The organism is Candidatus Accumulibacter vicinus, from assembly GCF_000584955.1.
GTDB classification, from domain to species: Bacteria; Pseudomonadota; Gammaproteobacteria; order Burkholderiales; family Rhodocyclaceae; genus Accumulibacter; species Accumulibacter vicinus.
The window spans coordinates 13,533-28,604 of sequence record NZ_JDSS02000009.1; the positions used below are offsets into that span (position 1 = coordinate 13,533).

Consider the following 15,072-nt stretch of genomic DNA (forward strand, 5'->3'; position numbering starts at 1 on the left):
CTCAAGCCTTGAAAAGGCTTGAATTGTAGCATGCGTGGCGGTTCCCGGATTTGGCCGGGGAAGCACGGGGAGGCCTGACTGTGCCGACGCCGACGCCGATCTGCTCCGAGCATGCCGGTCTATGGCCGGCTTGCACTCAAGGCAGCCACCTCACCGCGGGTTTCGCTGACCGGGGTGACGGTGACGGCGACATCGAGTTCGTGCGCGTCTCCACCGAGAATGACGCCGCGCAGCGGGGAGACATCGGCAAAATCGCGCCCCCAGGCGAGCGTGATGTGCTGCGTGTCGGGCAACAGATTGTTGGTCGGATCGAAGTCCACCCAGCGCCCGCCTTCGAGTCCCGGGCAATACACCGAAACCCAGGCGTGCGAAGCGTCGGCGCCGACCATGCGCGGCTTCCCTGGTGGCGGATGGGTGAGCAGGTAGCCGCTGACGTAACGCGCGGCGAGGCCCTGCGAACGCAGGCAGGACAGCATCAGGTGTGCGAAGTCCTGACAGACGCCGCGCTTTTCGGCCAGTACCTCAAGCACCGGGGTGGCGACGGTCGTTGCCTCGGGGTCGAACTCGAACTCGTTGTAGATGCGGCTCATCAGCGCCTGCACCGCTTCCAGTACCGGCCGGCCGGGAGTGAAGCAGGGCCTGGCATAAGCGGCGAACTCGCGCTTGACGCGCACATAGGGCGATTCGAACTGGAAACGGCTGGCGTCGAGCAGGACGGGACGAGAACCGTAGGCCAGTGCGTCACGTACCGTTTCCCACGCCGGCGAGGCGCGCGGCGGCCTGGCTTCGCCAGCATTCGTGGTCGCTCCGCCCATCAGGACAGCCAGCGCGTCAACCGGCAAGTGCGGAAATACCTCGATGGTGCTCTCGGCGCGGACGTTCAGGTTATCGTGCGGAAATTCGATCGCCAGCTCCCGCACCGGATTGCCGAAGCAGTCGTGGCGCTCGCGCGCAGCGGTCACTTCAGGAGCCACGCTGATCTGATGTGCCAGGCAGCGTTGCCAGGCACAATCACGGGGAGTCAGATGCAGGAGCTGGCGCGACAGCGACACCGGGCTGTCGTAGCGGTAGATCGTTTCGTGAACGATGTGATAGCAGGCAGCGTTCGGGTTCACGGCGATCACGAGGTGAGGGTGGGCCGGCTGACGTCGCCGACATGACTGAAATAACGCATGGCCAGGTGGTCCGAAAGCGTGGCCGCGGCGAGTGAAACCTCGCCAAGGATCGCCGCCAGCGCGAGGCAGGGATCGCAGGCACGACACTCGCTGAAGCTTTGCTCCTCGAAACGCCCGAGGTCGAAACCCTGCAGGTGCACCAGAGCCTGGCGCAGGGCCCGATCACGCGGACCGCCGAGCAGGCGCGTCAGGTTGTCGAGATAACGGATGAGGATTTGCAGTTGAAAGGCCACTGAATGCGGGTTGCCTTCATCGAAAACGATCAGATCGAGGGTCGGCAGAACCTGTGGCTGGATCATGTAGCGCGAACGGTAGGTGATGATGCTGTCGGTCAGTTCGAGCAGCCATTCCAGGCTGCCGGCAGCACGCGTCGAGTCCAGGAGCAGGAATTGCGCGACGGCGTTGGCGAGGAAAACGAGTCTTTCGATCCGCCTGCCGATGATCAGAAAACGCCAGCCGTCGTCACGGGTCATGTTGTCCATCGCAAAACCGGCCAGCGAGGAGGAAACGAGCAGGACCTGGTCGAGGAAGGCCAGTACCTCGCTGAGTTCGGGCTGGCCGACCTCGGCCACGGTCTTGCCGTAGCGTTGCAACTGTTGTTGCAGGCGATTGATCGCATGCCAGTTGTCGAGCGAGAAACGCTCGCGTACCTGCGTGGCCACCCACAGCAGGCGGCGAATGTCGCCGGCCAGACCCGCGCCCGACTCGGTGCTGCAAACGGCGGCCAGCAGTTGCTCTTCGAGGGACAGTTCGGGCGGCGGAGTGTCGACCTTGGCCGCGCTGCTCGTCTCGGCTTCGCTGACGGGCGGCAACAACTGCAGGGCACGGCAAAGGTCGAAAGCCGAGGTCAGGGCCGGCAGGATGTCGGCGCCGGTATCGATCAGGCGTGACAGCGCGACGCGCAGGAGGCGCGAGGTCTTGTCGGTCCGTTCGGCGTAACGGCCGAACCAGTACAGGTTCTCGACCACTCGCGACGACAGGTTGCGGCCGCCGCGCACCAGGTCGGCCTTGCCAACCTGGTGCTTGAGCAGGCTGAAGGTATTGACCGCCTGGTCGGTCAATACCCAGGTGTCCTTGCTCGATCCGCCGCGCTGCATCGAGATGACTCGCGCATTGGATACCGCCGAGACACGCGTCAGGCCCCCCGGCATGACCACGTAGCCGCTCGGGGTGGCCGCGACAAAGACGCGCAGACCCACGCCGCGCGGCAGCAGGTGCCGGTCATGGCGGGTACTCCAGGTCGGTGCCTCGGAGAAATTGACCAGTTCCTGAGCGACATAGGCCTGAGGTCGGGTCTTCAGACGGGCGATCATTTCTTCGCGTGGGCGGCCGATCAGTTCGTTACCAAAGACCGGATCGAAACGCTGTGAGGGATACGAGCCCTTGATCACCAGTTCGTCGAGGTGCTCGATGGTGAACTCGAGTGCTGCCTGCTCACCGCACCACCAGGTGGCCACCGAGGGCATGGCCAGCGGCTCACCGAGCAGCTTTTCGCAGGCGCCGGGCAGAAATCCCGGTAGCGCTGCGGATTCGAGCAGGCCGCTGCCGAGGGCATTGGCGACCAGCACCTTGCCAGCCCGTACGGCCTGCAGGAGCCCCGGCACACCGAGTGCCGAATTGCCGCGCAGTTCGAGCGGATCGCAGTAGTCATCGTCGAGTCGGCGCAGAATCGCATGTACGCGGCGCAACCCGCTGAGTGTCCGGAGGTAGACGCTGTCGCCGCGCACCGTCAGATCATGACCCTCGACCAGCGGAAAACCGAGATAGCGTGCCAGATAGGCGTGTTCGAAGTAGGTTTCGTTGTAGGGTCCCGGTGTCAGGAGCACGATCAACGGCGCTTCGCTGGCAGGTGCTGCCCAGTAGGCAAGACTGTCCTGGATCTGGCGGAAGAACGAGGCGAGATGCTGGACATGCAGGTCGCGGAACTGTTCGGGAAAGACGCGGCCAACGATGGTCCGGTTTTCAAGCGCATAACCGGCACCCGAGGGCGCCTGCGTGCGATCCGCGATGACCCACCAGCGACCGTCGGGCGAACGTGCGAGGTCAACGGCGCAAAGGTGCAGGTAGGTATCACCCGCGGGTCTGACCCCCTGGCATGGCCAGAGAAAATTGTTGTGGCCAAAGACCAGCGCCGGCGGCAGGCTACCGTCCTTGAGCAGCTCCTGCGGACCATACAGATCCTTGAGCACGGCGTTGAGCAGGCGCGCGCGCTGCGTCACGGCGCTGGCCAGTTCCTGCCACTCGCCGGGTGACAGGATCAACGGCAGCGAATCGAGTTCCCATGGCCGGTCGGCACCCTTCGGGTCGGCATAGACGTTATAGGTGACGCCATTTTCGAGAATGCGCCGGCGCACGTAATCGACCCGGTGGCGCATCTGCTCGGGTGTTGCCGCATCGAGGTAGGCAAGAAACGGTTGCCACGCAGGGCGAACGCTGCCGTCTTCGGCGAGCATTTCGTCGAAACGGTCGGTTTTCTTCTGGTAACTCGAAAGCAGGGATTGCGGCATGAAAAAGCGCAGGAGTGCTGGCTCCTGCGCCAGGTAGTTTCAGGATCGCCGCAAGTCTAACGTAAACGGGAAGCCGGTATTGACTGGTGCAGGCGGTACATCGATTGGGCCTGGCGTGTGGCCAAAGGGTGTAAAGCGCGCCAGGCGGCGACCTTCGGCTTCGTTGGCGTTGACCGGGTAGCGGTCGGGATTGCGTCCGCCGGGGTGCTCGACGTGATACTGGCAGCCCCCGAGCGAGCGCTTCATCCAGGTATCGACGAGGTCGAAAACCAGCGGCGCGTGCACACCGATCGTCGGATGCAGCGCCGATGGCGGATGCCAGGCCCGGTAACGCACACCGGCCACAAACTCGCCCGGCTTGCCGGTCGAGCGCATCGGCAGGGCGCGGCCGTTGCAGCTGATCACATAACGATCACCGGCCATGCCGCTCGCCTTGAGCTGCACCCGTTCCAGCGAGGAGTCGACGTAGCGCACGGTGGCGCCGACTGCCCCCTGCTCGCCCATCACATGCCAGGGTTCGAGGGCATGCCGAAGTTCCAGCTCGATGCCCTGCGCCGTGATGCGGCCGTGCAGCGGGAAACGGAACTCGAAATGCGGCGCAAACCACGCGCTCTCAAGCGCATAACCGGCGCCGCGCAATTCGCTGAGCACATCCTCGAAATCCTGTTGCACGAAGTGCGGCAGCATGAAGCGGTCATGCAGTTCGGTTCCCCAGCGCACCAGTCGTTCCGGCGCGTAGGGTGTACGCCAGAAGCGGGCGATCAGCGCCCGCAGCAGCAGTTGCTGGGCCAGCGACATGCGCGCGTGCGGGGGCATTTCGAAAGCGCGCATTTCCAGCAGGCCGAGGCGGCCGGTGGGGCCATCGGGAGAGTACAGCTTGTCGATGCAGAACTCTGCGCGGTGCGTATTGCCCGTCGAGTCGATCAACAGATTGCGCAGCACGCGGTCGATGAGCCAGGGGGCGATGCACTCCGTTCCTGCCGCCGCCGGCTGCGGGAGCTGGCTGAAGGCGATCTCCAGTTCATAGACCGAATCGTTGCGCGCCTCGTCGACACGCGGCGACTGGCTGGTCGGGCCGATGAACAGGCCCGAGAAAAGATACGACAGCGAGGGGTGGTTGTGCCAGTAGCTGATCAGGCTGCGCAACAGGTCCGGGCGGCGCAGGAAGGGCGAGTCGAGTACGCTGGCGCCACCGAAGACGAAGTGGTTGCCACCGCCGGTGCCAGTGTGGCGGCCGTCGAGCATGAACTTTTCGGTACAGAGACGCGACAGATGCGCGGCTTCATAGAGATGGGTCGTCCGTTCGACGAGTTCATCCCAGCTTGCTGACGGCTGAATGTTGACTTCGATCACCCCGGGATCGGGCGTCACCCGGAAGTTGGTCAGGCGTGGATCCGAAGGTGGCTCGTAACCTTCGATGATGACCGGTGTAGCCAGTGCCGCGGCCGTGGCCTCGACGGCGGTCACCAGTTCGAGGTAGTCATCGAGCGTCTCGGTCGGCGGCATGAAGATATACAGCACGCCATTGCGCGCTTGCGCCGACAAGGAGGTACGCGTGACCAATGCCGGCGCCAGGGTTCCCGGCGCGCCGGCATCCCTGGCGGCGCGGTCGAGCGCCTGCTCGGAAAAGTGTTCGCCGGTGACCGCGGCGGCTTCGGCGCGCAAGCTCGCGCTGCCGCTGACCGCATAGCGAGACTGCATCTCGGCATGGTCGGGGAGCGGTGAAAAGCTTTGCGTCGGATCGGGAGAATGAATGTACGGATAGTCGGATTTGGCCACCCAGGGTTGCGAGTCCAGCGGCAGGCGGTAGCCGATCGGCGAATCGCCCGGCACCAGATAGCAACGACCTGAGCGCAGGAACCACGGCCCGCTTTGCCAGCCACCCTGCGGCCGGCGCTTGACCGGCAGGACATGGCCGACCACCTTGTCGAGTCCCTGACGAAAAACCCTCGCCAGGCGGTCGCGTTCAATCGGGTCGTCGAGGCGGGCATTGCAGGGGTCGACGTTGATCGGCAGGCGATGTTCGCGCCAGAGGTAGTAGTACACATCTTCGCAAGCCGGGAACACATGCTTCGGGTCGAGCGCCAGCAGCTCGGCGAGCTTGTTCAGGAAGCGTCCGGCAAGAACCTCGTCGGCGCCGTAGTCGCGGGTTTCGTCGGCATACAGCGCCGGGTCGTTCCATACCGGCTGGCCATCGCGCCGCCAGAAGCAGTTCAGCGACCAGCGCGGCAACTGTTCGCCGGGATACCATTTGCCCTGCCCGAAATGCTGCAAGCCTTGCGGCGCGTACCGTGCACGCAGGCGCTGAAAGATTTCCGCGGCGCGCAGGCGTTTGGTCGGTCCGAGCGCGTCGATGTTCCATTCGGCGCCGTCGTGGTCGTCAATCGAGACGAAAGTCGGTTCGCCGCCCATCGTCAGGCGCACGTCGGCACTGACCAGATCAGCGTCGATCTGATGGCCCAGCGCCTCGATCGCCGACCATTGTGCTTCGTCATAGGGTTTGGTGACCCTGGGCGCTTCCCAGACGCGCTCGATTTTCATGTGGTGCTCGAACGCGCATTCACAAGCCTCGGTGAAGCCCGTGATCGGCGCCGCCGAAGATGGTTGCGGCGAGCACGCCAGCGGAATGTGCCCTTCGCCGGCGAACAGGCCCGAGGTTGGATCGAGGCCGATCCAGCCGGCGCCCGGCAGGTAGACCTCACACCAGGCGTGCAGGTCGGTGAAGTCATGGTCGGTTCCCGACGGACCGTCCAGCGATTTAACGTCGGGCACCAGCTGGATCAGGTAACCCGAAACGAAGCGCGCCGCCAGGCCGAGATGGCGCAGCACCTGCACCAGTAACCAGGCGGAGTCACGGCAGGAGCCCCGCGCCAGTTCGAGGGTTTCCTCGGGCGTCTGCACACCGGGCTCGAGACGGATGACGTAGCCCACCGCTCGCTGCACCTGCCGGTTCAGGTCGACCAGAAAATCGACGCTGGCGCGCGGCTCTGAGGGAACCGTCTCCAGGAAACTACGCAGCAGCGGCGTCAGCGGCAAACGGTGCAGATAGGGTTCGAGTTCTTCCTGTTGCCACGCTTCGTATTGGAAAGGAAAGGTCGTCGCATAGGGTTCAGGAAAGAAATCGAACGGATTGATCACCGACAGGTTGACCACCAGATCGACTTCAACGCAAAACTCGCGTGTTTTCTCCGGGAAGACCAGACGCGCCAGGTAATTCGCCTGCGGATCCTGTTGCCAGTTGATGAAATGCTGTGCGGGACGGACCTTCAGCGAGTAGCTGAGGATCGGGGTGCGCGAATGCGGTGCCGGGCGCAGCCGAACGACCTGCGGAGACAAACTGATCGGGCGGTCGTAGCGATAGTGTGTAAGGTGATTGAGGGCAACATGTATGGACACGGTCAGCTCCGGGACAAAAGGTCAATTTTTTAATTACGGGCAGGATGCCTGGCCCGATCAGCCCTGCAGGTGCTGCAGCAGATCGGTTTCCAGTTTGACACGGCCGGCGCTTTCCTCGAGATGTCCGCCACTGATCAGAAAAGTGTCCTCGACCCGCTCGCCAAGCGTGGCGATCTTGGCCGTGTGCAGGTTGGCCCGATGTTTCGCCAGTTCGCTGGCGATGACAAACAGTAGGCCGGGACGATCGGCGGCAATGACGGTCAGGACGAACAATTTGCCGGTTTCGTCGGCTTCTAGACTGACCAGCGGCTGGATGCTCACCTGCGTTTGAATCGGGAAATGTTTCACCTGCCGCGAGATGCGCCCGTTTGCGGGGACATCCGGCGGGGCCTGGCGAGCCAGCCGGTCACTGAGCTCGTGCTCGAGATAGCTGATCATCGCACGGTCACTGTCGCGGTTGGAGACATCGAGCAGCATGAAGGTGTCGAGCGCGTAGCCATGCCGCGTGGTGTGAATCTTGGCATCGACGATGCTGTAACCGGCACGGCTGAAGAAGCCGACCATGCGCACGAAGAGGTCTGCCTGATCGTGCGTATAGACCATCACTTCGAGTCCCTCGCCAAGCGGATTCAGGCGGGCCACAACCAGCGGCCGGTCCATCGCGATTCGCTCGTGCAGGGCGCGCGCGTGCCAGGCGATGTCCTCGGCCGACTGACGCAGGAAATACACCGTATCGAGCTGATTCCACAAGGGCTCATGCGCCGCCTCGGGGAGCGCGAGAAAGCGCATCAGACGCAGTGCTTCCTGTTGTCTTTGCGCAATCATGCCATGCTTCATCAGCGTATCGTCACTCGCCTGCAGGAAGCGCTGGGTGGCCTTGAACAGCTGCTCGAGCAGTTGTCCCTTCCAGGCGTTCCAGACCTTCGGGCTGGTGCCGCGGATGTCGGCAACGGTCAGCAGGTAGAGCGCAATCAGATGCCGTTCGTCGCCAACGATGTGGGCGAATTGGGCCACCACGCCAGGATCGGTGATGTCCTGTTTCTGCGCGACGCGGGACATCACCAGATGCTTGCGAACCAGCCAGACGACGAGTTCGGTATCTTCCGCCGCCAGGCCGTGCTGTACGCAGAATTCTCGCGCATCGACCGCGCCGAGTTCGGAGTGGTCGCCGCCGCGCCCTTTGGCGATGTCGTGAAACAGGGCGGCAATGTAGAGGAGCCAGGGATTGCCGAGGTCGCTGATCAGACGAGTGCAGAAAGGATACTCGTGTGCGAACTCTTCCATCGAAAAGCGGCGCAACCGGCGAATGACCTGCAGGATGTGTTGGTCAACGGTATAGACGTGGAACAGGTCATGCTGCATCTGTCCGACGATGCGTCCGAAACAGGGCAGATAGCGGCCCAGTACGCCCAGTTGATTCATGCGCCGGAACTCCTGGACCAGACGACGCTCCTGCTTGAAAATCTGCAGAAAAAGCGCGCGGTGCTCCGGATTGCGGCGAAAATCCTCGTCGATCAGTTGCCGTGCTCGCCACAGGGCGCGCTGCGTGCGCGCACTCATGCCCTTCAACTCGGCATGTTTCTGGAGCAATAGAAAGGCCTCAAGGATGGCGCCGGGGGTTTGCTTGAACACCTCCTCATGGACCACGTCGAGAAACTCATGCGCATTCTGGAAGCGTTCGTTGATTCGTCGCGGCGGCTGTTCAGGGGGGGGGAACAAGGCAGCGCCGATGTTCTGCAGGATGATCGCGTTGATCTGGGTGACCGTTTTGGCCGTCCGGTAGTATTTTTGCATCAGTTTTTCGCTGCCGCGAAGATCGGTCGTGGCGGTAAACCCGAGCTGTTCGGCCAGGGCTGTCTGGTATTCGAAGAGCAGGCGATCTTCGCGGCGTCCGGCGTGCAGGTGCAAGTGAACGCGCAGGCGACACAGGAAGGCTTCGCAGGTGGCGAGAAGCTGCTCCTCTTCGTCGGTGATGAAGCCGCAGTGCTCGAGATCTTTCCAGTTCCTGCCGTAGCCTGCGGCCTGTGCAATCCATAGGATGAGCTGCAGGTCGCGCAGTCCGCCCGGCCCTTCCTTGCAGTTTGCTTCGAGGCTGTAAGGGGTATCGCTGAAGCGCTGATGCCGGTCCTCCTGCTGGATGCGCTTGCTCTGGAAGAATGCCGGTGCGTCGAGACTGCTCCGGATGAGCGCGGTTAAGCCCTGAAACAGGCGGCTACTCCCGATCAGCAGGCGAGCTTCGATCATCGCCGTCTGCACCGTGATGTCGCCGGCAGCTTCCTCCAGACACTGCTCGAGGGTGCGCACGCTGTGGCCGGTTTCCAGCCCGACGTCCCAGAACACGCAGATCAGTTGTTCGATCCGGGTAGTCAGCACGTCGTCCGCTGGCTCTGGCAGCAGGATCAACAGATCGACGTCGGAGGCCGGATAGAGTTCGCCGCGTCCGTAGCCGCCCACTGCAATCAACGCCAGCGAAGCCGGCATGGCGAGGTTGCTCCAGAGTTCGCACAGCACTTCGTCGATCAGTTGGCAGCGTTCGTGCAGCAGGCGGACGGCGTCGCCCCCGGCCAGGAAACGTTCGCGGATCGTCCGCTGCCCGTCCCGCAGACGGGCTTTCAAGCGCGTGATCAAGGTTCCTCTCGTTCCCCGGCGAACCCTTCCGCCTGGGGACATGCGACCCGCCACAGTTCCTCGGCGCGACGGTCGCTGACGCCGGCTCTGCTCGCCAGCCAGGGGAGAATCATCGATGTCTTCATCTTGTATCCACCTATTCAACGATGCCGGCAGGTGTCGGTCGCGTGACTTCCACGGGCGCGGCGAAGTGCTGCCACGAGAGACCGGATGTGGCGCTTCGGGCAGACACCCGGTAGTCAAGCAAGAATCGTGCGCACCAGAATCATGGCTGGTATGTGTCTTGCTCGCATCGGGTAGCTGGTGTCGTTGATGGCGGCTGCGCGCCGGCAACAGCGCTTCCTGGGCGCCTGGGATCAGGCGCGAGCAAGGGGCGGGAATGTGGTACGAACAGCGGTGTGCACGGCGCCGGTGCGAAATTGACGCACACATCCCCAAAGCGGTGCACCATGCCATCGGATGCGTTGAACGGGAGCATGCGCCCGTTCAGCCGGAACACCGGGTGAAATGGTGCCATTGAAGTACCTGACGAGGAGAAATACCATGATCACCGAACATAAGGCCACCTTGACCATTCGCGGCGAGGCCCCCTTGCCGATTTCAGTCCTGGCACCGACACAAGGCAAGGCGTGTCTCGACATTCGCACGCTGGGTGGCAGAAGCGGTTACTTCGCCTACGATTCGGGCTTCGAGTCGACTGCCGGCTGCAAGTCGAAGATCACTTTCTGCGATGGAGAGCGGGGCGAACTGCTCCATTACGGCTACCCGATCGAGCAACTCGCTGAGCAATGCGACTTTCTCGAAGTGGCTTATCTGCTGAAAAATGGCGAACTGCCGAATGCCGTGCAGAAACAATCCTTCGAGTCCGCGATCAGGAAGCAAGCATCGGTGCACGAGCAGATGGTGAAGTTCTATCAGGGCTTCCGTCGGGATGCCCGCCCGATGGCGCTGATGGTTGGCGTGGTCGGTGCCCTGTCGGCTTTTCATCATGATGCGGCCGACTTTTCCGACGCCGAGCGGCGTAAGCTCAGCTTCCATCGCATCGTGGCCCGCATGCCGACGATTGTCGCCATGGCTTACAAGTATTCGATCGGCGAACCGTTCATGAACCCTCGCTCCGACCTCGGCTACACCGCCAACTTCCTGTACATGATGTTCGGCACCCCGCGCGAAACGTACAGACCGATTCCGGCCATGGTGCGCGCACTCAACAAGCTGTTCATCGTACAGGCCGAACAGGGTCAGGATGCAGCAACCTCGACGGTGCGAATGGCTGGTTCCTCGGGCGCCAACCCGTTTGCCTGCGTTGCTGCGGCCATTGCCTGTCTGTCAGGCCCAGCGCATGCGGGGGCCAGCGAGGCCTGCCTGGCAATGCTCGAAGCGATCGGCGACCCCACTCGGGTTGCTGAATTCATCGCACTCGCCCGTGTTGACGGCAGCAGTCTCCTGCAGACCGGCTTTGGTCACCCTGTCTACACGAACTTCGACCCAAGGACAAAGGTGATGCGCGCAGTGTGCAACGAGTTGCTGGAGGAGCTGGGGCTGGAGAATCACCGTCTGTTCAAGGTGGCCAAGGCCCTCGAGAAAACCGCGCTCGAAGATCCTTATTTCGTCGAGAACAAGCTCTACCCGAATCTGGACTTCTACTCGGCCATCGTGCAAAAGGCTCTTGGTATCCCGGCCTCGATGTTCACCTGCATCATCGCGCTGGCTCGCACGGCGGGATGGATGGCACAGTGGGAGGAGATGCTGAGTGATCCCGAGTACAAGATCGCGCGACCACGTCAGATCTACATCGGCGTAAACAGACGCAACCTGTCGTCGTCAGCCTGAGCGATGCAGACTTCGACAGAGCTCCCGTCCGGATACGAAGAGATCGCAGCATGCTGGTGCCGCCGGAATGGTGCCAGCAATGCACCAGGCAGGTGCCTGTTACGGTAGGGCCGCACCGTTTTCTGGCGCCAACACGGTCTTCAGTGCTTTCGGAGGCGTGCATTGGTGTAGTTGCTGTGTACAGGCACGGTTTGTGCTTGATTCCCGTAGCCCGACGATCATGGCGATTGCAGACGCTCCCTTCCTCACCCTGCCCCTCGCCCAGGTTCGGGAGAGAGAAGATTCGTGAGTCACTGACGCGACTTTCACATTCACTGGTGGTAAGTAACATGAGCGCAGATTTCTACAACGAGATGTACGATTCGACAGGCACGCTGCGGCCCCATTATCGGGCCTTTGCCGAATGGCTGGCAACGATGCCGGTCGAGCGTCTGGAGCGCAAGCGGGTTGAAGCCGATACTGCATTTCACCGTGTCGGTATCACCTTTGCCGTCTACGGAGAGGAGTCCGGCACCGAACGTCTGATTCCCTTCGACATCATCCCGCGCGTCATCCCGGCGGCTGAATGGCAGTCGCTGCAGGCAGGACTATGGCAGCGGGTCAAGGCACTCAATGCTTTCCTGAACGACATTTACCATGAGCAGGCGATCCTCAAGAGCGGTCGCATTCCGTCCGAGCAAGTACTGGACAACGCGCAGTTTCGCCCCGAGATGATCGGCATCGACGTGCCATCGGACATTTACGCTCATATCGCCGGGGTCGACATCGTGCGTGCCGGAGCCGGCAAGTCCTACGTCCTCGAAGACAACCTGCGAGTACCCTCGGGTGTCTCATACATGATCGAAGACCGCAAGATGATGATGCGGCTCTTCCCCGAGCTTTTTTCACGCCAGATGATCGCACCGGTTCAGCACTATCCGGATATGTTGCTGGAAAACCTGCGTACCGTGGCACCCAAAGGGGTGACCGATCCGACCGTCGTGTTGCTGACGCCGGGTGCCTATAACAGCGCCTATTTCGAACATACCTTCCTGGCACAACAGATGGGTATCGAACTCGTCGAGGGAAGGGACCTCTTCGTCAAGGACGAAACGGTATTCATGCGTACCACGCAGGGCCCGCAGCGGGTCGATGTGATCTACCGCAGGCTCGATGATGACTTTCTGGATCCGCTGGTGTTCAACAAAGATTCGATGCTGGGTGTTCCGGGGCTGCTTGCCGCCTATCGCGCCGGACATGTCACGCTGGCCAACGCCATCGGTACGGGCGTTGCCGATGACAAGTCGATCTACCCCTACGTACCGGAGATGATCCGCTTCTACCTCGGTGAGGAACCGAAACTCAACAATGTTCCAACCTGGATGCTGCGCAAGCCGGATGACCTGAAGTATGTGCTGTCGCACCTGCCGGAACTGGTAGTCAAGGAGGTGCATGGCGCTGGCGGCTACGGCATGCTGGTCGGGCCGGCGTCGAGCAAATCCGAGATCGAGGAATTCCGTACCCGGATACTGGCTTCTCCCGAGAAGTACATCGCGCAGCCTACGCTGGCCCTATCCAATTGTCCGACGTTCGTTGAGGCCGGGATTGCGCCGCGTCACCTCGACCTGCGTCCCTTTGTCCTGTCAGGCAAGTGCGGTATCCGGATGGTTCCAGGCGGCCTGACCCGGGTGGCACTTCGTGAAGGCTCGCTGGTCGTCAACTCCTCGCAGGGCGGTGGGACCAAGGACACCTGGGTACTGGAAAACTGAGCATACAGGGAGAGCCGAAATGTTGAGCCGCACAGCTGATCACCTTTACTGGATGGCGCGTTATACCGAACGTGCCGAGAACCTCGCGCGTCTGCTCGATGTTTCCTACCAGATGTCGCTGGTGCCCCAATCCGTTGCCTCACGCAATGAAAACTGGCGTGCCATACTCGCGTTGAACAGCCTGGAAGCTGCTTTTGCGGAGAACTACCGCGAGGTCAACGTCGAGAGCGTCCTGCGTTTCATGGTTTCGGACTCCGCCAATCCTTCGTCGATCTTCAATTGTCTGCGCGCTGCGCGCGAAAATGCGCATGCCGTTCGCGGCACCATGACTGCCGAGATGTGGGAGAGCGTCAATGCGACCTGGATCGAACTTCGGCAGCAGAACTTCGAACATATTCTCGCGCGTGGCATCAGCGAGTTCTTCGACTGGGTCAAGCTGCGTTCGGCGGTCACGCGCGGCGTGACTTTCGGGACCATGCTCAAGGACGATGCGCTGCACTTCATCCGCCTCGGCGGACTGCTTGAGCGGGGAGATAACACCGCGCGCATTCTCGATATGCAATATCACATCCTGCGCCAGAATGACGACGAAGGGGCCAGCGACTTCTATCGCTGGGGTGCCCTGTTGCGCTCGCTGTCCGCATTTCAGGTCTATCGCAAGGTGTACCGTGACGCCATCACGCCAGGGCGAGTTGCCGAATTGCTGATCCTGCGCGAGGACCTGCCAAGGTCCTTGCATGCCTGCGCCGACGGCATTGTTCGCATGCTGCAACTGGTTGCCAACAAGGCTTCTGCCGAGACCGTGCGGCAGGCCGGTGTGCTGCATGCCCGCCTGCATTTCGCGCGCATCGAAGATGTTCTGGCCGGGGGACTGCACGAGTACCTGACCGATTTCATGGATCGTATCTTCGAATTGGGCGACGGCGTCAGCCGCGACTTCCTGGTGCCGGGTTGAGTTGCCATGACCCAGCCGCAAGGCGAGGCGAACCGTTCCATGCCCGACGGCGTTGGCAAACCCTGATGATGTTCCCGAACAGGGAAAAAGCGAAGATAATGGGCGCATTCGCGCCTGACTTGGCTGGGTTGCCTGTCACGCACGCATGAGGCAAAGGAGTCGCCGTAATGAAGAGACGTCTGCTTGGGTGGTTGGCAGCGCTGGCGCTGTGTGCGATTGGGAGCGGCACCGCAATGGCCTATGGCCGTGTCGTCGTCGGTGGCTTCTACGGAGGTCATTACGGTGGCTGGCATGGCTACCATGGCGGATGGAGAGGGGCCTACTGGGGTCCAGGCGCCGGGTTTTATATTGGCGGGCCCGCTTATTGGGGTGCTTGGCCCTATGCTTATTCCTACGGATTCATCCCCTATGCCACAAGCTACGCGGTAGCCCCAACAGTCTATGTTGAGCAGCCAGTCGAGGGAGCCCCGCTGCCTGCTCAATCCCCTCCGGGTCCGCCAGCCGTGGCAGGCAATGCCGGCTCGCCACCGACGTTCTGGTTTTATTGCACCCAACCGGCGGGCTACTACCCTTACGTTCGGGATTGCAGCCAGGCCTGGATACGGGTGCTGCCGCAGGCGGACACGAGTGTGAAGACGCGACCCAAGCTGGCGCAATAGGCCGCAACGGAGACTCATCATGGAAAAACTAATGTTCTTGCGGTTGCTTGCGGCCAGCTTGTTCATGACAGGGTGCGTGACCATACCGACCGGTCCCACGGTGCTGGTCCTGCCGGGGCAACAAAAATCCTTCGAGCATTTCCGGGACGATGACATCGCCTGCCAGCAATA

At 62.0% G+C, this 15,072-nt stretch carries 8 protein-coding genes; 4 read left to right on the top strand and 4 right to left on the bottom strand.

What is annotated here, in order from left to right:
* Positions 1-119 precede the first annotated feature (119 nt).
* From CAPSK01_RS02635 to CAPSK01_RS02650, 4 genes are read right to left on the bottom strand one after another with little or no spacing between them, the layout of a single operon-like run.
* Positions 120-1,115: a transglutaminase family protein gene (locus CAPSK01_RS02635; protein WP_273702968.1), complete on the bottom strand. Its 996-nt coding sequence runs from the start codon at positions 1,113-1,115 to the stop codon at positions 120-122.
* A gap of 5 nt (positions 1,116-1,120) precedes the next feature.
* Positions 1,121-3,682, bottom strand: coding sequence for a circularly permuted type 2 ATP-grasp protein (locus CAPSK01_RS02640; protein WP_034922135.1), 2,562 nt, complete (start codon positions 3,680-3,682; stop codon positions 1,121-1,123).
* Between the two features lie 39 nt (positions 3,683-3,721).
* Complete coding sequence (locus CAPSK01_RS02645; RefSeq protein ID WP_034922138.1) at positions 3,722-7,078, bottom strand: transglutaminase family protein; 3,357 nt, start codon at positions 7,076-7,078, stop codon at positions 3,722-3,724.
* A 57-nt stretch (positions 7,079-7,135) separates the two neighbouring features.
* The gene (locus CAPSK01_RS02650; protein ID WP_273702969.1) at positions 7,136-9,748 is read right to left on the bottom strand and encodes a [protein-PII] uridylyltransferase; all 2,613 of its coding nucleotides are present in this window, start codon (positions 9,746-9,748) and stop codon (positions 7,136-7,138) included.
* A gap of 501 nt (positions 9,749-10,249) precedes the next feature.
* On the opposite strand from CAPSK01_RS02650, the gene gltA reads away from it, so the two are divergent.
* The 4 genes from gltA (at position 10,250) to CAPSK01_RS21590 (ending at position 14,901) form a co-directional block, all read left to right on the top strand.
* Positions 10,250-11,539 (top strand): citrate synthase, encoded by a 1,290-nt coding sequence (gene gltA / locus CAPSK01_RS02655; protein WP_034922143.1) that lies wholly within the window; start codon positions 10,250-10,252, stop codon positions 11,537-11,539.
* 329 nt (positions 11,540-11,868) lie between these two features.
* Entirely contained in the window at positions 11,869-13,287 is a 1,419-nt protein-coding gene (locus CAPSK01_RS02660) for a circularly permuted type 2 ATP-grasp protein (protein ID WP_034922144.1), read from the top strand.
* A gap of 19 nt (positions 13,288-13,306) precedes the next feature.
* Positions 13,307-14,242, top strand: coding sequence for an alpha-E domain-containing protein (locus CAPSK01_RS02665; protein ID WP_034922145.1), 936 nt, complete (start codon positions 13,307-13,309; stop codon positions 14,240-14,242).
* 167 nt (positions 14,243-14,409) lie between these two features.
* Positions 14,410-14,901: a hypothetical protein gene (locus CAPSK01_RS21590; RefSeq protein ID WP_273702970.1), complete on the top strand. Its 492-nt coding sequence runs from the start codon at positions 14,410-14,412 to the stop codon at positions 14,899-14,901.
* The last annotated feature ends 171 nt before the right edge of the window (positions 14,902-15,072 follow it).

Coding starts and splice junctions, on each gene's coding strand:
- CAPSK01_RS02650 (WP_273702969.1), bottom strand. CDS start 9,748: ATGTCCCCAGGCGGAAGGGTTCGCCGGGGAACGAGAGGAACCTTGATC.
- CAPSK01_RS21590 (WP_273702970.1), top strand. CDS start 14,410: ATGAAGAGACGTCTGCTTGGGTGGTTGGCAGCGCTGGCGCTGTGTGCG.
- CAPSK01_RS02660 (WP_034922144.1), top strand. CDS start 11,869: ATGAGCGCAGATTTCTACAACGAGATGTACGATTCGACAGGCACGCTG.
- CAPSK01_RS02640 (WP_034922135.1), bottom strand. CDS start 3,682: ATGCCGCAATCCCTGCTTTCGAGTTACCAGAAGAAAACCGACCGTTTC.
- CAPSK01_RS02665 (WP_034922145.1), top strand. CDS start 13,307: ATGTTGAGCCGCACAGCTGATCACCTTTACTGGATGGCGCGTTATACC.
- gltA (WP_034922143.1), top strand. CDS start 10,250: ATGATCACCGAACATAAGGCCACCTTGACCATTCGCGGCGAGGCCCCC.